Here is a 19619-nt window from a genome sequence, read left to right as displayed (position 1 = left end):
ATTACACCTCCATTCTGCTTTAAGAATTACCAAACGTACGCTAGAACTTCTCCGCCTACTTGCTGTTGACGAGCTTCTTTGTCCGTCATAATTCCTTTAGAAGTAGAAACAAGAGCGATTCCTAGACCGCCAAGTACACGTGGTACTTCGTCTGCTTTAGCGTATACGCGAAGACCAGGTTTACTGATTCGCTTTAATCCAGTGATAACGCGTTCGTTATTTGAACCGTACTTTAAGAAGATACGGATGATTCCTTGTTTGCTGTCTTCGATCATTTCAACATCACGTACAAAACCTTCACGTTTGAGGATTTCAGCGATGCTTCTTTTCGAATTAGATGCAGGAAACTCAAGTTTTTCGTGACGAACAGTGTTCGCATTACGAATTCTTGTAAGCATATCTGCGATTGGATCAGTCATGACCATTAGTAATTACCTCCTTCCCTATTTCGGGTTTACCAGCTAGCCTTTTTAACGCCTGGGATTTGACCTTTGTGTGCAAGCTCCCGGAAACAAATACGGCAAAGTTTAAATTTGCGAATAACTGAGTGTGGACGTCCGCAACGCTCACAACGAGTGTACTCTTGTACTTTAAACTTAGCTTGACGCTTTTGTTTCGCGATCATAGATTTTTTCGCCACAATTTTCCCTCCTTACTTACTTTTGAAATGGCATACCTAGGTTAGTCAACATTTCACGGCTCTCTTCGTCCGTATTAGCTGTCGTTACGATAACGATGTCCATTCCGCGTACTTTGTTAACTTTATCGTAATCAATTTCAGGGAAAATCAACTGTTCTTTAACACCAAGTGTATAGTTACCACGGCCATCGAAAGATTTCTTAGAAATACCTCTGAAGTCACGTACACGTGGTAGTGATACAGAAATAAGTTTGTCTAAGAATTCGAACATGCGAGTTCCGCGCAATGTAACTTTTGCACCGATTGGCATATCTTCACGAAGCTTAAAGCCAGCGATTGACTTTTTCGCACGTGTGATTATTGGTTTTTGACCTGAGATTAACTGAAGCTCCTCAACTGCTGTATCTAGAGCTTTAGGGTTCTGAACAGCGTCACCAACACCCATGTTGATTACAATCTTTTCAAGTTTTGGAACTTCCATAACAGAGGAATAATTAAATTTCTCCATTAGTGCAGGTTTAGTTTCATTTTGATACTTTTCTTGGAAACGATTCATCGGATTGACCTCCTTTCGCTACGAACTACTTATCGAGTACTTCACCGGATTTTTTTGAGATACGAACTTTCTTACCGTTGTCTACTTTGTATCCAACGCGAGTAGGTTCACCAGACTTCGGATCTAGCGCCATAACGTTAGAAACGTGGATCGCTGCTTCCTGCTCGATAATTCCACCTTGAGGATTAGCCTGTGATGGTTTCGAGTGTTTCTTAACAAGGTTGACACCTTCAACGATAACTCTATCTTTTTTCGGGTAAGCTTCAAGGATCACACCTTGTTTACCTTTGTCCTTACCAGAAATAACTTTTACTTTATCTCCCTTTTTTACGTGCATAAGGTCGCGCACCTCCTTACAAGGCATCTATTTTCAAATGATTAAAGAACTTCTGGAGCAAGAGAAACGATTTTCATGAATTGGCTGTCGCGTAGTTCACGAGCAACTGGTCCGAAAATACGTGTTCCGCGCGGTCCTTTGTCATCACGGATAACAACCGCTGCGTTTTCGTCAAATTTGATGTATGAACCATCTTGACGACGAACGCCACTTTTACTGCGTACAATAACAGCTCTAACGACTTCACCTTTCTTAACAACGCCGCCAGGTGTTGCTTGTTTCACAGAACAAACAATTACATCACCGATATTAGCAGTTTTACGACCCGAGCCGCCAAGTACTTTGATACAAAGTAATTCACGTGCACCAGAGTTGTCTGCTGTTTTCAAACGAGATTCCTGTTGAATCATCTAGAAAGACCTCCCTTCGGACATTAGTAAATGATCCGAGTTCATTTAGATAATAACTGCTTCTACAACTACTTCTACAAGACGGAAACGTTTGTCTTTAGATACAGGACGAGTTTCCATGATTGTTACAACGTCGTTGATTTTTGCAGTGTTGTTTTCATCATGCGCTTTGAACTTCTTAGAGTACTTAACGCGTTTACCGTATAACGGGTGCATCTTATAAGTCTCAACCATAACAGTAATTGTCTTATCCATTTTGTCAGAGACTACACGCCCAGTGTATTCTTTGCGATTATTGCGTTCGCTCATTTTCGCAAACCTCCCCTCATATTAACCGTTTGTGATTCCTAACTCTCTTTCACGCAAAACAGTGTTTGCGCGAGCGATTGATTTACGGACTTCACGAATGCGGGCTGGGTTTTCCAGTTGACCTGTAGCAAGTTGAAAGCGAAGATTGAAAAGTTCTTCTTTAAAAGATTTCGCTTTCTGCTCGATTTCGGCAGTGGTCAAGTTACGAATTTCCTCAGCTTTCATTTGTGTCACCACCCACTTCTTCGCGTTTTACGAACTTAGTTTTGATAGGTAATTTGTGAGAAGCAAGGCGAAGAGCTTCGCGCGCGACTTCCTCAGAAACACCTGCAATTTCGAAACAGATTTTCCCTGGCTTTACTACAGCTACCCAACCTTCAGGAGCACCTTTACCGGAACCCATTCGTACTTCAAGTGGTTTAGCAGTGTAAGGCTTTGATGGGAAAATTTTAATCCAGACTTTACCGCCACGTTTCATGTAACGAGTCATAGCAATACGAGCTGCCTCGATTTGACGGTTTGTGATCCAACTAGCTTCAAGAGCTTGTAGACCGTATTCACCGAATGCTACTTCAGTGCCACCTTTAGCACGTCCGCGCATTTTTCCGCGATGTTCTCTACGGTATTTAACACGTTTAGGTAACAACATGATTTATTTTCCCCCTTCCTCTTTTTGCGTTCCTTTCGTTGGAAGGACTTCACCACGATAGATCCAAATCTTCACACCAAGCTTACCGTAAGTAGTATCTGCTTCTGCAGTACCATAATCGATGTCAGCACGAAGTGTATGAAGAGGTACAGTACCTTCACTGTATGATTCAGAACGAGCAATATCAGCACCGTTTAGACGGCCAGATACTTGCGTTTTAATTCCTTTTGCGCCTGATCTCATCGCACGTTGAATAGTTTGCTTCATAGCGCGACGGAAAGAAACGCGGTTTTCAAGTTGACGAGCGATGTTGTCTGCAACAAGTGTTGCGTCAACGTCAGCTTGCTTGATTTCAAAGATGTTAACATGAACTTTCTTGCCTGTTAGTTCCGCGAGAGACTTACGAAGAGACTCAACTTCAGAACCACCTTTACCGATCACCATACCAGGCTTAGCAGTTTTCACTGTTACATTCACTCGGTTTGCTGCACGTTCGATTTCAACAGCTGAAACAGATGCATCTTTCAAACGTTTTTCAATATATTCACGAATTTTAATATCTTCGTGTAAAAGGTTAGCGTAATCTTTGTCTGCGTACCATTTAGACTCCCAATCACGAATGACACCAATTCGAAGTCCTACCGGATTAATTTTCTGACCCACTCGTTATCCCTCCTTCTTTTCTGATACCACGACTGTGATGTGGCTAGTGCGCTTGTTGATGCGGCTAGCTCTACCCATAGCACGTGGGCGGAAACGTTTCATTGTTACTCCTTCGTCCACAAACACTTGAGAAACCGTAAGATTGTTCGGTTCTAACTCAAGATTGTGCTCTGCATTAGCGATCGCAGAGTTAAGCACTTTCTCAACTACTGGAGAAGCAGCTTTGTTTGTGTTGCGCAAAATCGCAATAGCTTCACCGACTTGCTTTCCTCGAATGAGATCTACGACTAAGCGTGCTTTACGAGGAGCAATACGCACGTGTTTTGCAACAGCTTTAGCTTGCATTCGTTGTACCTCCCCTCAAATTAACGTCTAGTTTTTTTGTCATCTGCAGCATGCCCGCGATATGTGCGAGTTGGAGCAAATTCGCCAAGCTTGTGTCCGACCATGTCTTCTGTAACATAAACCGGTACGTGCTTGCGTCCATCATATACTGCAAAAGTGTGTCCAATAAACTCTGGGAATACTGTTGAACGACGAGACCAAGTTTTGATAACTTTTTTGTCGCTCTTTTCATTTAAGTCTTCGACCTTTTTCATTAAATGATCGTCGACAAAAGGTCCTTTTTTCAAACTACGACCCATTTGTGAACCTCCCTTTTGTGATTAAGCTACGGTCCCTTGGAACCGTAGGTTAATCCCATTATTTTTTGCGACGACGTACGATGTACTTGTCGGAGTCTTTATTCTTCTTACGAGTCTTAAATCCAAGGGTTGGTTTGCCCCAAGGTGACATTGGTGATTTACGTCCGATCGGCGCACGACCTTCACCACCACCGTGTGGGTGATCGACAGGGTTCATTACTGAACCACGAACTGTAGGGCGGATACCCAACCAACGAGAACGTCCAGCTTTACCAATATTGATAAGCTCGTGCTCAAGGTTACCAACCTGACCAACTGTTGCGCGGCAAGTAGAAAGAATCATACGAGTTTCTCCAGAACGAAGACGTACTAGTACGTATCTACCTTCTTTACCTAGAAGCTGAGCTTCTGCACCAGCAGAACGAACTAATTGTCCGCCGCGGCCTGGCTTAAGTTCAATGTTGTGAATTGTTGTACCAACTGGAATGTTGATCAAAGGAAGAGTGTTTCCTACTTTAATGTCAGCGTCAACGCCAGACATAATTTCAGTTCCTACTTTAAGTCCTTTTGGAGCAAGAATGTAACGCTTCTCTCCATCAGCATAGTTGATAAGAGCGATGTTTGCAGAGCGGTTTGGATCGTATTCGATCGTAGCAACGCGTCCTGGTATTCCATCTTTGTCTCGTTTAAAGTCAATAATACGATATTTACGCTTGTGACCGCCACCTTGGTGACGAACAGTTAAGCGACCTTGGTTGTTACGTCCACCTTTTCTATGAATAGGTGCAAGCAACGACTTTTCCGGCTGGTCTGTAGTGATTTCAGCAAAGTCAGATACTGACATACCACGACGACCGTTTGTGGTCGGTTTATACTTTTTAATCGCCATTCTAATTTCCCTCCTTATCTATTATTTTTTAGACGCCTTCAAAGAAATCTAGATCTTTGCTTTCTGGTGTAAGCGTCACGATAGCTTTTTTACGACGTGGTGTATATCCGCTATGACGGCCAACACGTTTCTTTTTACCCATATAGTTTTGAGTGTTTACTCCAGCAACTTTAACTCCGAAGATTTCTTCTAGAGCACTCTTGATTTGAGTTTTGTTAGCACGAGTATCAACTTCGAACGTATACTTTTTGTCTGCCATTACGTCAGTAGTAGCTTCAGTAATAACGGGGCGCTTGATAATATCACGAGCGTTCATTACGCTAGCACCTCCTCTACTTTTTCCACAGCGTCTTTTGTCATAACCAATTTATCAGCTTTAAGGACATCAAGAATATTAAGTCCAGCTGAAGTTACAACAGTAACACCAGGAATATTGCGTGCAGATAATGCAACAGCTTCGTTATAGTCGCCTGTAACGATAAGCGCCTTGCTTTCTGCGGAAAGGCTTGATAGTACTGATTTCATTTCCTTTGTTTTTGGTGCATCAAAAGAAATGCTGTCGACGATGACCATATCTTCTGTTTGTACTTTAGAAGACAAAGCAGATCTGATAGCCAAACGGCGAACTTTTTTAGGTAGCTTGTAAGAATAGCTTCTTGGTGTCGGACCAAATACTACTCCACCGCCAACCCATTGTGGTGAACGGATTGAGCCCTGACGAGCACGACCTGTTCCTTTTTGGCGCCATGGTTTAGCTCCACCACCGCGTACTTCTGAACGATTTTTCACGTCATGGTTACCTTGACGTAAAGATGCTTGCTGCATGATAACCGCATCATACATAACACTTTCGTTTGGTTCGATCCCGAAGATTGCTTCAGCGAGTTCGATGTCGCCAACTTGTGCTCCGGTTTGGTTGAACATTGTTACTTTAGGCACTTGGATATCCTCCCTTCTTACTTAGCTTCTTTTGCTTTAACCGCGCTTTGTATAGTTACGTAGCTTTTCTTAGCTCCAGGTACGTTACCTTTTACTAGAAGAACATTACGTTCTACATCAACTTTAACGATTTCTAGGTTTTGTACAGTTGTACGTTCGCCACCCATGCGACCAGGTAGAAGTTTACCTTTCATTACGCGCATTGGATCGATAGGTCCCATTGAACCTGGACGACGGTGGTAACGAGAACCGTGAGTCATTGGTCCGCGAGATTGGTTATGGCGCTTTATTGCACCTTGGAAACCTTTCCCTTTAGACGTACCAGTTACATCAACTACGTCACCTTCGTTAAAGATATCAACCTTGACTTCCTGACCAATTTCGTAACTACCTTCTGCGTTACGAATTTCTTTCACGAAGCGCTTAGGTGTTGTGCTCGCTTTTGTAGCATGGCCTTCTTCAGGCTTGTTGAAACGAGATTTCTTCTTGTCAGCAAATCCAACTTGAATTGCTTCGTATCCATCTGTATCAACAACTTTCTTTTGAAGGACAACGTTAGGTTCTGCTTCAATAACAGTTACCGGGATAATATCTCCGTTGTCAGCAAAGACTTGTGTCATGCCTACTTTTCTTCCTAAGATTCCTTTGGTCATTCGTCACACCTCCTAATTGTTTTTAAAATAATTTATTTAGCGTTCTATTAAAGTTTAATTTCAATGTCAACGCCAGACGGTAGGTCTAAACGCATTAACGAGTCAACCGTTTGTGGTGTAGGCTCGATGATGTCAATTAGACGCTTATGCGTACGCATTTCAAACTGCTCACGAGCATCTTTGTACTTGTGTACCGCACGTAGAATTGTGTAAACAGATTTTTCCGTCGGCAACGGGATTGGTCCGGATACTTGCGCACCTGAACGTTTTGCTGTTTCTACAATTTTCTCAGCAGACTGATCTAGAATACGGTGATCATATGCTTTTAAACGAATACGAATCTTTTGCTTTGCCATTATTTCCCCTCCTTTATCGCCCATATTGTTATAGACAGTTCTCCGTGAAAATAAACCCAACACACTCGCCATGGCAAAGGGGCCGGGTGTGTCAGCAACCTTCCACATCATCGCTGTTTATGACCAACATTCTTATTATACTAAACCCAGAGCCTAAATGCAACATCTGGTCCGAGTAAAAAGTATGTCGATCGCACACTTTTAATAGTATAACGGCCTGAGCCATAAAATGCAAGGCCTAAAAGCAATTTCAGACTATTCACTAATCCGTTGGTGGTTACGATCGAACTGATTCGAACTCATTTACCCAATGTAACATAAATTCCAAATAAAAAACACCCGGAAAAATCCGGGTGTTTTGGATAATCATAGAGATTACTCAGTGATTGTTGCTACAACGCCTGCGCCTACAGTACGTCCACCTTCACGGATAGAGAACTTCGTTCCATCTTCGATAGCGATTGGAGCGATTAGTTCAACTGTCATTTCGATGTTGTCTCCAGGCATAACCATTTCAACGCCTTCTGGAAGTGCAATTGTACCAGTTACGTCAGTTGTACGGAAGTAGAACTGAGGACGGTAGTTAGCGAAGAATGGAGTGTGACGTCCACCCTCTTCTTTAGAAAGAACGTAAACTTCAGCTTGGAATTTAGTGTGAGCTTTTACAGTTCCTGGCTTAACAAGAACTTGTCCACGCTGAATGTCGTCGCGGGAAACACCGCGAAGAAGTGCACCAATGTTGTCGCCAGCTTCAGCATAGTCAAGAAGCTTACGGAACATTTCAACACCAGTAACAGTTGTTTTCTTGTTCTCTTCAGCAAGACCAAGGATTTCAACTTCGTCACCGACTTTGATTTGTCCACGCTCAACACGACCAGTTGCTACTGTACCACGACCAGTGATTGAGAATACGTCCTCAACTGGCATCATGAATGGCTTGTCTGTGTCACGTGTTGGAGTTGGGATGAACTCATCAACAGCGTCCATAAGTTCAAAGATTTTAGCTTCGTACTCTTCGTCGCCTTCAAGAGCTTTAAGAGCAGAACCTTTAATTACAGGAACATCGTCGCCATCGAAGTCGTATTCAGAAAGAAGATCACGAACTTCCATTTCAACTAGTTCAAGTAGTTCTTCGTCGTCAACCATGTCACACTTGTTCAAGAATACAACAAGAGTAGGTACACCAACTTGACGAGAAAGAAGGATGTGCTCACGAGTTTGTGGCATTGGACCGTCAGCAGCAGAAACTACTAGGATTCCTCCGTCCATTTGTGCAGCACCAGTGATCATGTTTTTAACATAGTCAGCGTGACCTGGGCAGTCAACGTGTGCATAGTGACGGTTTTCAGTTTCGTACTCAACGTGTGCAGTTGAGATTGTGATTCCACGTTCGCGCTCTTCAGGAGCACCATCGATTTGGTCGTAAGCCATAGCAGTACCGCTACCTGAACGCTTGTGAAGCACTGAAGTGATCGCAGCTGTTAGTGTAGTTTTACCATGGTCAACGTGTCCAACTGTACCAATGTTAACGTGGGGCTTGGAGCGGTCGAATTTTTCTTTAGACATTAGTGTTTCCTCCTTTAATTACGTTGAAATTATCTATGCCAAGATAGGCGTATGAATTTATCAATCTCGCCTATCTTAGATTACAACAAATGTTTCTACGCTACAATTATTCGCCTGTAGCTTTTTTAATGATTTCTTCAGAGATTGATTTAGGAACTTGCTCGTAGTGATCAAATGTCATGGTATAAGTACCACGACCTTGAGTACGTGAGCGAAGTGTAGTCGCATAACCAAACATTTCTGAAAGTGGAACGAATGCATTAACAACTTGAGCGTTACCGCGAGCTGTCATACCTTCAACGCGTCCACGACGACTCGTTACATCACCCATGATGTCGCCCATGTATTCTTCTGGCACTACAACTTCAACTTTCATCATAGGCTCAAGAAGAGCAGGGTCACAAACTGTCTTAGCTTTTTTCAAAGCCATAGATGCAGCGATCTTAAATGCCATTTCGTTTGAGTCAACGTCATGGTAAGATCCATCAACAAGGCGAGCTTTTACGTCGATTAGTGGATAGCCTGCAAGCAGACCATTAGCCATTGAATCGCGTAGTCCAGCTTCAACTGCAGGGATGTATTCACGTGGAACTACACCACCAACAATTTTGTTTTCAAATTCGAATCCAGCGCCTTCTTCGTTCGGCTCGAATTCAACCCATACGTGTCCGAATTGTCCACGACCACCAGACTGACGTACGAATTTACCTTCAACCTTACCAGCTTTACGGATAGATTCACGGTATGCAACCTGAGGTGCACCAACAGTTGCTTCAACTTTAAACTCACGACGCAGGCGGTCTACGATGATATCAAGGTGAAGTTCACCCATTCCTGAGATAATCGTTTGACCAGTCTCTTCGTTTGTTTCAGTTTTGAATGTTGGATCCTCTTCAGCAAGCTTAGCTAGAGCTACAGACATCTTGTCCTGGTCACTCTTAGTTTTAGGCTCGATTGCTACTGAGATAACCGGATCTGGGAAGTCCATAGACTCAAGGATAACAGTATCCTTTTCATCACATAGAGTGTCACCAGTCGATGTATCTTTCAAACCAACTGCCGCTGCGATATCCCCTGCATATACAGTAGAGATTTCTTCACGAGAGTTAGCGTGCATCTGAAGGATACGTCCTACACGTTCACGCTTATCTTTCGTTGAGTTCTTAACATAAGAACCAGCAGAAAGCGTTCCTGAGTAAACACGGAAGAATGTAAGCTTACCAACGTAAGGGTCTGTCATTACTTTAAATGCAAGTGCAGAGAAAGGACCATTATCGTCAGCAGTACGAATTACTTCTTCTTCAGAATCTTTAAGATGACCTTTGATTGCAGGTACATCTAGTGGAGAAGGTAGGTAGTCTAGTACAGCATCAAGAACTAGCTGAACGCCTTTGTTCTTAAATGCAGAACCACATAATACAGGATAGAATTCAACGTTACAAGTACCTTTACGGATTGCAGCTTTGATTTCATCTTCTGTAAGTTCTTCACCTTCAAGGTATTTCATCATAAGATCTTCTTCAAGCTCTGCTACTGCTTCAACTAACTTAGTACGGTACTCTTCAGCTTGTTCCTTGTATTCAGCAGGAATTTCGCGTGATTCAGTACGAGAACCAAGATCATCAAGGTAATAGAAAGCTTCCATTGTGATTAGATCAATGATTCCTTCAAAGTCATCTTCAGCACCGATTGGAAGCTGAATAGGGTGCGCATTAGCTTGTAAACGATCAGTTAGTGTACCTGTGGAGTAAATGAAGTCTGCTCCGAGCTTATCCATTTTGTTAATGAATACGATACGAGGCACTCCGTAGTTTGTAGCCTGACGCCAAACAGTTTCTGTTTGCGGCTCAACACCAGATTGTGCATCAAGTACCGCAACTGCTCCATCCAATACACGCAATGAACGTTCAACTTCTACTGTGAAGTCTACGTGACCAGGCGTGTCAATGATGTTAACACGGTGGTCTTTCCACTGGGCTGTGGTAGCAGCAGAAGTAATCGTGATTCCACGCTCCTGCTCCTGCTCCATCCAGTCCATCTGTGAACCACCTTCGTGAGTTTCACCGATCTTGTGGATACGCCCTGAATAGAAAAGAATACGCTCAGTAGTTGTTGTTTTACCAGCATCGATGTGAGCCATGATACCGATATTACGTGTATCTCTTAAGGAGAATTCTCTTGCCATTAGTATTTCTCCTTCCTTTTATAAAGGGATTTGGGTTGTTTGTTGATTACCAGCGATAGTGAGCAAATGCTTTGTTTGCTTCAGCCATTTTGTGCTGTTCTTCACGCTTCTTAACAGAAGCACCTGTGTTGTTAGCTGCATCCATAATTTCGTTAGCAAGTCTTTCTACCATAGTCTTTTCACCGCGAAGACGGGAATAGTTTACAAGGTAGCGAAGACCTAGAGTTGTACGACGTTCTGGACGAACTTCAACCGGCACCTGGTAGTTAGCACCACCAACACGACGAGCGCGTACTTCAAGTACTGGCATAACGTTCTTCAACGCTTGGTCAAATACTTCCATAGCCTCTGTGTTTGTGCGTTCTTGTACAAGATCAAATGCTTTGTATAGCACTTGTTGAGCTTTACCTTTCTGACCATCTACCATAAGGCGGTTGATCAGGCGAGTAACTAGCTTGGATTTGTAAATTGGATCTGGTAATACGTCACGACGTTCTACTGGACCTTTACGTGGCATGGGTTAACCCCCTTTCATTTTTTAGTTAAATTGTAAGCTATTATTTCTTAGCTTCTTTCGGTCTCTTAGTACCGTATTTAGAGCGGCCTTGTCTGCGGTCGTTAACACCTGCAGTATCAAGCGCACCACGAACGATGTGGTAGCGTACACCTGGTAAATCCTTAACACGTCCTCCACGGATAAGAACAACACTGTGCTCTTGAAGGTTGTGCCCGATACCAGGAATATAAGCAGTTACTTCAATTCCGTTAGTAAGACGAACACGTGCGTATTTACGCAATGCGGAGTTCGGCTTCTTAGGAGTCATCGTACCTACACGAGTACACACACCACGTTTTTGTGGAGATGAAAGGTCTGTATGAGACTTTTTGAAGCTATTATATCCTTTGTTCAATGCTGGAGAATCGGATTTCTTTGTTTTAGAAACACGTCCCTTGCGAACAAGTTGGTTAATAGTTGGCATTTTGTTTTCCTCCCCTCTTTCGTTAATAAGCAAGCCCACACATCCAGGTGGTTCATGTATAGATAAAAGGAAAGTTTTTGCCTGGCAGGGCATGCCTCGCCCGGCAAAAACGGTTATGCTTTTATCGTAACTGTTGCTGCGCCTACTTCGATGCCGCAAGCCTTACCCAGTTTCTTCATAGAATCAACTCGGTGTACAGGAATGCTTTTTTCTTCGGCGAGTGCAACAACTTTAGAAGTTACCCTGCGATCAGCATCGTCAGCGATGAAAACTTCCTTCGCTTCCCCAATCTGGAGGGCCTTTAGAGTTTGTTTCGTCCCGATAATTAATTCTTCTGCCTGTGATACTTTTTCATAAGACAAGAACATATCCTCCAAAGTAACAGGATTATCGGGAGCACCTTGGATATAATATCACCCTGCACTCCCGATGTCAACACTTCCCTGTTTATTCTTGACTAACCAAAGCACTTTCTTCTTCTTCTAAAAGCTGTTCTGCCTCTTGTGCTTCACCTGCTACATTGATCCTGCGGTAACGCTGCATACCAGTACCTGCCGGAACAAGTTTACCAATAATTACGTTTTCCTTAAGACCAAGTAGTTCATCACGCTTACCTTTAATTGCTGCATCAGTTAGGACACGAGTTGTTTCCTGGAAGGATGCTGCAGAAAGGAAGGATTCAGTTTCAAGAGATGCTTTTGTAATACCAAGAAGTACTGGACGTCCTGTAGCAGGAAGACCGCCCTGTCTAAGAACTTTACGGTTAACTCCTTTAAACTGATGAATGTCGATAAGGGATCCTGGCAACACTTCTGTATCGCCCGCATCAATAACGCGGATTTTACGCATCATTTGACGAACCATAACTTCAACGTGCTTATCACCAATTTCAACACCCTGCATCCGGTATACTTTTTGTACTTCAGCTAGGAGATACTCTTGTACACCGTCAATGCCACTAATTGTGAGCAGTTGTTTAGGGTCGATCGAACCTTCTGTAAGGGCTTGACCAGCCTTAACTTCTTCACCCACAACAATTTTAAGACGAGCGCCGTAAGGGACAGGATAATTCCTTGTTTCGGTTTCACCCTGAACAACGATCTCTTTCTTTTCTTTCACTTCAGCTAAATCGATCACTTTACCGTCAAGTTCAGAAATAACAGCCTGACCTTTAGGGTTACGTGCTTCAAATAGCTCCTGGATACGAGGAAGACCTTGAGTAATATCATCTCCGGCAACCCCACCAGTGTGGAATGTACGCATTGTTAACTGAGTACCCGGTTCACCGATTGATTGAGCAGCGATGATTCCAACTGCTTCACCAACTTCTACGCGAGTACCTGTAGCCAGGTTACGTCCGTAACATTTCTTACATACACCGTGACTCGTGCTACATGTAAATGCAGAACGGATATAAACATCCTCAATACCAGCTTCTACAATATCAGTAGCGATGTCTTCAGTGATTAGGTTGTTTTTATCAACGAGTACTTCGTTTGTTTCAGGGTGTCTAACCTTCTTGAATGCGACACGGCCTACAAGACGGTCATACAATCCTTCAATTAACTCATTACCGTTTTTAATTGCACTAACTTCAAGGCCTCTATCTGTTCCACAATCGTCTTCACGAACGATGACATCTTGTGCCACGTCAACAAGACGACGAGTAAGATAACCTGAGTCAGCTGTTTTAAGTGCCGTATCAGCAAGACCTTTACGAGCACCGTGAGTAGAAATAAAGTACTCAAGAACCGTTAGACCTTCACGGAAGCTGGACTTGATCGGAAGTTCGATAATCTGTCCAGATGGGTTAGCCATCAATCCACGCATACCAGCAAGTTGAGTAAAGTTAGATGCGTTACCTCGAGCACCTGAATCACTCATCATAAAGATTGGGTTATCTTTTTCTAGACGAGTCATTAGTTTTTCTTGGATGCGATCTTTTGCACTACTCCAAATTGCGATAACACGGTCGTAACGTTCGTCATCCGTAATGAGACCACGACGGAATTGTTTAAGAACTTTTTCAACTTTTTCTTCAGCTTCTTGTACAATCTCTTGTTTCTCAGCAAGTACCACAACGTCAGCAACACCAACAGTAATACCAGCTTTAGTAGAGTACTTAAAGCCTAGATCCTTCATGCGGTCAAGCATTCTGGATGTTTCTGTAACTTTGAAACGTTTGAACACCTCTGCGATGATCTTACCAAGAATACCCTTCTTAAATGGTGAGATTAATTCGCGCTGAGCAATTTCCTCTTTCACATTCACGCCGTGAGGAAGGAAATAATTCTCTGGTGTCGCAATTTCAAGGTTCGTAGTTGTCGGTTCATTGATATAAGGGAACGACTCCGGAAGGATTTCGTTGAAAATCAACTTACCAACAGTTGTTACAAGCAATTGCTTGTTCTGCTCTTCAGTGAAAGCAGATTTATTTAATGAAGCTGCAGGAATCGCTACACGAGAATGTAAATGTGCATATCCATTCTGATACGCGATTAATGCTTCGTTAGTATCTTTAAATACAGAACCCTCACCGATTGCTCCTTCACGTTCCATAGTTAGGTAGTAGTTACCTAAAACCATATCCTGTGATGGTGTAACAACTGGCTTACCATCTTTCGGGTTAAGGATGTTCTGTGCTGCAAGCATTAAGATACGTGCTTCTGCTTGTGCTTCTGCAGAAAGCGGTACGTGAACGGCCATTTGGTCACCATCAAAGTCAGCGTTATATGCTGTACATACGAGTGGGTGAAGACGAATTGCGCGTCCTTCAACTAGAATCGGTTCAAATGCCTGAATACCAAGTCTGTGAAGTGTTGGTGCACGGTTTAATAGAACTGGATGTTCTTTAATCACGTTTTCCAATACGTCCCAAACTTCAGGATGAACTTTTTCTACTTTACGTTTTGCACTCTTAATGTTGTGTGCAAGACCTTTTGATACAAGCTCTTTCATAACAAAAGGTTTGAACAATTCAAGCGCCATTTCTTTCGGCAGTCCACACTGATACATCTTCAAGTGAGGTCCAACGACGATAACGGAACGACCTGAATAGTCAACACGCTTACCTAGTAGGTTCTGGCGGAAACGTCCTTGCTTACCTTTCAACATATGAGAAAGGGACTTCAATGGACGGTTACCCGGACCTGTTACAGGACGACCACGACGACCATTATCAATAAGGGCATCGACAGCTTCCTGAAGCATGCGTTTTTCGTTTTGTACGATAATGCTTGGTGCACCAAGGTCTAAAAGACGCTTCAGACGATTGTTACGGTTGATTACACGGCGATACAGATCGTTTAAATCTGATGTCGCAAATCGACCACCATCAAGCTGTACCATTGGACGAAGCTCTGGAGGAATAACAGGAAGAACATCAAGAATCATCCATGACGGATTATTGCCTGACCCACGGAATGCCTCTAGTACTTCAAGTCGCTTAATCGCACGAGTTCTTCGTTGACCTTGTGCTGTTTTAAGCTCTTCCTTCAGGATATCAACTTCTTTATCAAGGTCGATATCAAACAATAGTTTGCGGATTGCTTCCGCGCCCATTTCTGCTGAGAAAGTTTTGCCATACTTTTCACGGTACGCGCGGTACTCTTTCTCAGAAAGAAGTTGTTTCTTCTCAAGCGGTGTATCACCAGCTTCAGTTACAACGTAAGAAGCAAAATAAATCACTTCTTCAAGTGCACGTGGAGACATGTCAAGAACAAGTCCCATACGGCTTGGAATGCCTTTAAAGTACCAGATGTGAGAGACAGGAGCAGCAAGCTCTATGTGCCCCATTCTCTCACGACGTACTTTCGCACGCGTTACTTCAACTCCGCAGCGATCACAAACGACACCTTTATAACGGATACGTTTGTATTTCCCACAATGACATTCCCAGTCTTTTGTAGGTCCGAAGATACGCTCACAGAAAAGACCATCTTTCTCTGGCTTTAAGGTACGGTAGTTAATGGTTTCTGGCTTTTTAACTTCTCCTCTTGACCAAGAGCGGATTTTATCCGGTGACGCCAGACCGATTTTCATATACTCAAATTTATTGACATCTATCAAGGGGCCTACCTCCCTTTAGAATTCAGCTTTAACCCTTACTCACTCGCCTGATTTGACCCAACATTCAAGTTCAATTTCTCACTGGATTGTTCTTCTTCATCGTCTAACTCTTTCATTTCAATCTCTTGCTCATCACTTGCTAGCATTTTCACGTCCATACCAAGTGATTGCAACTCTTTGATTAGAACTTTAAACGATTCTGGAATACCAGGCTCAGGTACATTTTCACCTTTTACGATTGCTTCGTAAGTCTTAACACGTCCAACAACATCATCCGACTTAACAGTCAGAATCTCTTGAAGGGTGTATGCTGCACCATATGCTTCAAGTGCCCAAACTTCCATCTCACCGAAACGCTGTCCACCGAATTGTGCTTTACCACCAAGCGGTTGCTGGGTAACAAGTGAATATGGCCCAGTAGAACGCGCGTGAAGTTTGTCATCAACCATGTGAGCAAGTTTAATCATATACATAACACCGACAGAAATACGGTTGTCGAATGGTTCACCCGAACGACCATCGTATAGAACAGTTTTACCATCACGTGGCATACCTGCTTCTTCAAGTGTTTCCCACACATCTTCTTCACGTGCTCCATCAAATACTGGTGTTGCTACGTGAATACCAAGTGCGCGTGCAGCCATACCGATATGCAGCTCTAGTACCTGTCCAATGTTCATACGAGAAGGAACACCTAGTGGGTTCAACATGATATCGATTGGCGTACCATCAGGTAAATATGGCATATCTTCTTCAGGAAGAATCCTTGAGATAACACCTTTGTTACCGTGACGACCTGCCATCTTATCTCCTTCATGTATCTTACGCTTCTGTACAATGTAAACACGTACAAGTTGATTTACTCCCGGAGGAAGCTCATCGCCGTCTTCACGGTTGAAGATCTTCACATCTAGTACAATTCCATCGCCGCCGTGAGGTACACGGAGAGATGTATCGCGAACTTCACGAGCTTTTTCTCCAAAGATTGCATGAAGTAGACGTTCTTCAGCCGTTAGTTCTGTTACACCCTTAGGAGTAACTTTACCAACAAGAATATCTCCATCTTTTACTTCAGCACCCATGCGAATGATTCCGCGTTCATCGAGATTACGCAGTGCGTCTTCCCCAACGTTTGGAATATCACGCGTGATCTCTTCAGGTCCAAGCTTAGTGTCGCGTGCTTCTGATTCGTACTCTTCAATATGAATTGAGGTATAAACGTCATCTTTTACGAGACGTTCGCTCATAATAATAGCATCCTCGTAGTTGTAACCTTCCCATGTCATAAATCCGACAAGAACGTTACGACCGAGTGCCATTTCACCTTTTTCCATTGATGGACCGTCTCCAAGGATCTCTCCTTTTACAACGCGGTCACCTTCAGAAACAATAGGCTTTTGGTTATAACACGTTCCTTGGTTGGAACGAATAAATTTAAGCAGTTTGTAGCGGTCAAGGTCGCCTTTAACTTCCTCACCATCTATGACAGATACACGGCGCACACGGATTTCTGCAGCAGATGCAAATTCAACAATTCCTTCGTGCTTACAAATAACAGCAGCTCCGGAATCTTTTCCGTTAACGTGTTCCATACCAGTACCGACAATTGGTGCTTCAGGAACCATCAAAGGTACAGCTTGACGCTGCATGTTCGCTCCCATTAGCGCACGGTTGGAGTCATCATTCTCAAGGAACGGGATACAAGCCGTTGCAGCAGAAACAACCTGTTTCGGGGATACGTCCATGTAATCAATCTTTTCACGAGCAATGATAATGTTCTCATCACGGAAACGAGCAACAATATCTTCGTCCTGGAATGAACCATCGTCATTTAGCTTCGCGTTTGCCTGTGCCACAACATAGTTGTCCTGTTCATCGGCAGTTAGGTAGTCAATAAACTCCGTCACTTTACCTGTTTCAGGGTCTACTCTGCGGTAAGGTGTTTCAATAAAGCCAAAGATATTAACCCGTGCATAAGAAGAAAGCGAGTTAATTAGCCCAATGTTCGGACCCTCTGGTGTTTCGATCGGGCACATTCTTCCATAGTGGGAGTAATGTACGTCACGAACTTCAAATCCAGCACGTTCACGTGTTAAACCACCAGGTCCTAGTGCAGATAGACGACGCTTATGCGTTAATTCAGCAAGCGGGTTCGTCTGATCCATGAACTGAGACAATTGAGAGCTACCGAAGAACTCTTTGATGGATGCAATAACAGGACGGATGTTAATTAGCGCCTGTGGCGTAATTACGTTCGTATCCTGAATAGACATACGTTCACGAACCACACGTTCCATACGGGAAAGACCAATACGGAATTGATTCTGAAGTAGCTCACCAACCGAACGAAGTCGACGGTTACCAAGGTGATCAATATCATCTGTGTTACCAACCTGATGTAGTAAGTTAAAGAAGTAGTTAATAGAAGAAATAATGTCGCCAGGTGTGATGTTCTTCACTCCTGTTTCAACTCCACCATTTCCAATCACATTAATAACTCTTTCTCCTTCTGGATCATCAGGAGCGTAAACTTTAATTGATTGCAAGCCTATTGATTCATCTTCAATCACTCCACCGTGAGGTTCAACGTCTTTAAAACCAACGTTTGTCTCAAGTGCAGGAAGAATACGATCAAGTAGACGGCGGTCAAGAATCGCGCCCTCTTCTGCAATCACTTCGCCTGTTTCAGGATCAACGAGCGTTTCAGCAAGACGTTGATTGAATAGACGGTTTTTAATATGAAGCTTCTTGTTAATCTTGTAACGACCCACGTTAGCAAGATCATAGCGCTTCGGATCAAAAAAGCGGGAATCAAGTAAGCTTTTAGCGTTGTCGACAGTCGGAGGCTCGCCAGGACGTAAGCGTTCATAGATTTCTAGAAGCGCTTTTTCTGTGCCGTCCGTGTTGTCTTTTTCCAGGGTATTGCGAAGATATTCATCTTCACCTAGGAGATCTATGATTTCTTGATCAGACCCAAACCCTAACGCTCTGAGCAGCACCGTAATTGGTAGCTTTCTAGTACGATCAATTCGTACGTAGACAATATCTTTGGCATCAGTTTCAAATTCCAGCCATGCTCCTCGGTTTGGAATGACAGTAGCTGTATATCCCTTTTTGCCGTTCTTGTCGATCTTTTTACTATAATAGACACTCGGAGAACGCACGAGCTGAGATACGATGACACGTTCTGCCCCATTAATAATAAAAGTACCTGTTTCAGTCATCAATGGGAAGTCACCCATGAACACTTCTTGTTCCTTTACTTCACCTGTCTCTTTGTTGATCAGGCGTACTTTCACACGTAAAGGTGCAGAATATGTTACATCTCGCTCTTTGGTCTCTTCAACGGGATACTTAGGTTCACCAAGGCTGTAATCAATAAATTCCAGCACAAGATTACCTGTGAAATCTTCGATTGGAGAAATATCCTGGAACATTTCTCGTAAACCCTCATCAAGAAACCATTGATAAGAAGCCGTTTGAATCTCAATTAGATTTGGCAAATCCAACACTTCTTTGATTCGCGCGTAGCTTCTTCTTTGGCGGTGGCGTCCATACTGAACTAGTTGGCCTGTCAAATGATTCACCCCTCAAATCCAGCGTATTTATTTTCTTTATCCAAACAGTTCTGGTATACAGAATCTATCGTTGGACAAAAAAAGAAAAAGGGCATAAATAAAAATTTCCCCTTAACTATAAGCGATTATATTAGTTTTTCCAGACGACGGTATTTTATACCTCTCTCCATAATAATAGGAAAAAGGCCTGGAAAATC

Annotated in this window: 23 protein-coding genes; all 23 read right to left on the bottom strand. The window is 43.1% G+C overall.

Annotated features, from left to right (window positions below; all coding sequences use genetic code 11):
- Positions 1 to 26 precede the first annotated feature (26 nt).
- The 23 genes from rpsH to rpoB all read right to left on the bottom strand — a co-directional run bounded on the left by rpsH (position 27) and on the right by rpoB (position 19422).
- Positions 27 to 425 carry a 30S ribosomal protein S8 gene (gene rpsH / locus AB986_RS19555; RefSeq protein WP_048313336.1) on the bottom strand — a complete coding sequence of 133 codons (399 nt, stop codon included), beginning with the start codon at positions 423 to 425 and terminating at the stop codon, positions 27 to 29.
- 29 nt (positions 426 to 454) lie between these two features.
- Entirely contained in the window at positions 455 to 640 is a 186-nt protein-coding gene (locus AB986_RS19550; RefSeq protein WP_048313335.1) for a type Z 30S ribosomal protein S14, read from the bottom strand.
- Between the two features lie 16 nt (positions 641 to 656).
- A complete protein-coding gene (gene rplE / locus AB986_RS19545; RefSeq protein WP_048313334.1) occupies positions 657 to 1196 on the bottom strand; it encodes a 50S ribosomal protein L5 in 540 nt (179 codons plus the stop codon).
- Between the two features lie 25 nt (positions 1197 to 1221).
- Complete coding sequence (rplX, locus tag AB986_RS19540) at positions 1222 to 1533, bottom strand: 50S ribosomal protein L24 (protein WP_048313333.1); 312 nt, start codon at positions 1531 to 1533, stop codon at positions 1222 to 1224.
- Between the two features lie 41 nt (positions 1534 to 1574).
- Complete coding sequence (gene rplN, locus AB986_RS19535) at positions 1575 to 1943, bottom strand: 50S ribosomal protein L14 (RefSeq protein WP_048313332.1); 369 nt, start codon at positions 1941 to 1943, stop codon at positions 1575 to 1577.
- Between the two features lie 45 nt (positions 1944 to 1988).
- Positions 1989 to 2252 carry a 30S ribosomal protein S17 gene (gene rpsQ / locus AB986_RS19530; protein WP_048313331.1) on the bottom strand — a complete coding sequence of 88 codons (264 nt, stop codon included), beginning with the start codon at positions 2250 to 2252 and terminating at the stop codon, positions 1989 to 1991.
- Positions 2253 to 2273: 21 nt separating this feature from the next.
- Positions 2274 to 2477: a 50S ribosomal protein L29 gene (gene rpmC, locus AB986_RS19525; protein ID WP_048313330.1), complete on the bottom strand. Its 204-nt coding sequence runs from the start codon at positions 2475 to 2477 to the stop codon at positions 2274 to 2276.
- Positions 2467 to 2901, bottom strand: a complete 435-nt coding sequence (gene rplP, locus AB986_RS19520) for a 50S ribosomal protein L16 (RefSeq protein ID WP_048313329.1) — start codon at positions 2899 to 2901, stop codon at positions 2467 to 2469. The genes rpmC and rplP overlap by 11 nt, the downstream gene beginning before the upstream one ends.
- A gap of 3 nt (positions 2902 to 2904) precedes the next feature.
- A complete protein-coding gene (gene rpsC / locus AB986_RS19515; protein WP_048313328.1) occupies positions 2905 to 3564 on the bottom strand; it encodes a 30S ribosomal protein S3 in 660 nt (219 codons plus the stop codon).
- 3 nt (positions 3565 to 3567) lie between these two features.
- The gene (gene rplV / locus AB986_RS19510; RefSeq protein ID WP_048313327.1) at positions 3568 to 3909 is read right to left on the bottom strand and encodes a 50S ribosomal protein L22; all 342 of its coding nucleotides are present in this window, start codon (positions 3907 to 3909) and stop codon (positions 3568 to 3570) included.
- A gap of 20 nt (positions 3910 to 3929) precedes the next feature.
- Positions 3930 to 4208 (bottom strand): 30S ribosomal protein S19, encoded by a 279-nt coding sequence (gene rpsS, locus AB986_RS19505; protein ID WP_048313326.1) that lies wholly within the window; start codon positions 4206 to 4208, stop codon positions 3930 to 3932.
- A gap of 58 nt (positions 4209 to 4266) precedes the next feature.
- Positions 4267 to 5097, bottom strand: a complete 831-nt coding sequence (gene rplB, locus AB986_RS19500; RefSeq protein ID WP_048313325.1) for a 50S ribosomal protein L2 — start codon at positions 5095 to 5097, stop codon at positions 4267 to 4269.
- A 28-nt stretch (positions 5098 to 5125) separates the two neighbouring features.
- Entirely contained in the window at positions 5126 to 5413 is a 288-nt protein-coding gene (gene rplW, locus AB986_RS19495; RefSeq protein ID WP_048313324.1) for a 50S ribosomal protein L23, read from the bottom strand.
- Positions 5413 to 6036: a 50S ribosomal protein L4 gene (gene rplD, locus AB986_RS19490; RefSeq protein ID WP_048313323.1), complete on the bottom strand. Its 624-nt coding sequence runs from the start codon at positions 6034 to 6036 to the stop codon at positions 5413 to 5415. The genes rplW and rplD overlap by 1 nt, the downstream gene beginning before the upstream one ends.
- Before the next feature lie 17 nt (positions 6037 to 6053).
- Positions 6054 to 6689, bottom strand: a complete 636-nt coding sequence (gene rplC / locus AB986_RS19485; RefSeq protein ID WP_048313322.1) for a 50S ribosomal protein L3 — start codon at positions 6687 to 6689, stop codon at positions 6054 to 6056.
- Positions 6690 to 6736: 47 nt separating this feature from the next.
- Positions 6737 to 7045: a 30S ribosomal protein S10 gene (gene rpsJ / locus AB986_RS19480; RefSeq protein WP_048313321.1), complete on the bottom strand. Its 309-nt coding sequence runs from the start codon at positions 7043 to 7045 to the stop codon at positions 6737 to 6739.
- 375 nt (positions 7046 to 7420) lie between these two features.
- Positions 7421 to 8611, bottom strand: coding sequence for an elongation factor Tu (tuf, locus tag AB986_RS19475; RefSeq protein ID WP_048313320.1), 1191 nt, complete (start codon positions 8609 to 8611; stop codon positions 7421 to 7423).
- Positions 8612 to 8717: 106 nt separating this feature from the next.
- Positions 8718 to 10796, bottom strand: coding sequence for an elongation factor G (fusA, locus tag AB986_RS19470; protein WP_048313319.1), 2079 nt, complete (start codon positions 10794 to 10796; stop codon positions 8718 to 8720).
- 46 nt (positions 10797 to 10842) lie between these two features.
- A complete protein-coding gene (rpsG, locus tag AB986_RS19465; protein WP_048313318.1) occupies positions 10843 to 11313 on the bottom strand; it encodes a 30S ribosomal protein S7 in 471 nt (156 codons plus the stop codon).
- A gap of 40 nt (positions 11314 to 11353) precedes the next feature.
- The gene (gene rpsL, locus AB986_RS19460; protein WP_048313317.1) at positions 11354 to 11776 is read right to left on the bottom strand and encodes a 30S ribosomal protein S12; all 423 of its coding nucleotides are present in this window, start codon (positions 11774 to 11776) and stop codon (positions 11354 to 11356) included.
- A gap of 113 nt (positions 11777 to 11889) precedes the next feature.
- Positions 11890 to 12138, bottom strand: a complete 249-nt coding sequence (locus tag AB986_RS19455) for a 50S ribosomal protein L7ae-like protein (protein WP_048313316.1) — start codon at positions 12136 to 12138, stop codon at positions 11890 to 11892.
- 85 nt (positions 12139 to 12223) lie between these two features.
- Positions 12224 to 15844, bottom strand: a complete 3621-nt coding sequence (gene rpoC, locus AB986_RS19450) for a DNA-directed RNA polymerase subunit beta' (protein ID WP_048313315.1) — start codon at positions 15842 to 15844, stop codon at positions 12224 to 12226.
- A 35-nt stretch (positions 15845 to 15879) separates the two neighbouring features.
- Positions 15880 to 19422, bottom strand: a complete 3543-nt coding sequence (gene rpoB, locus AB986_RS19445) for a DNA-directed RNA polymerase subunit beta (protein ID WP_048313314.1) — start codon at positions 19420 to 19422, stop codon at positions 15880 to 15882.
- Positions 19423 to 19619 lie beyond the last annotated feature (197 nt).

The organism is Guptibacillus hwajinpoensis (assembly GCF_001039475.1).
Classification (GTDB): Bacteria; Bacillota; Bacilli; order Bacillales; family Guptibacillaceae; genus Guptibacillus; species Guptibacillus hwajinpoensis.
Note: the sequence above shows the minus strand (reverse complement) of the source record. Positions and strands in the feature narration are given on the sequence as shown.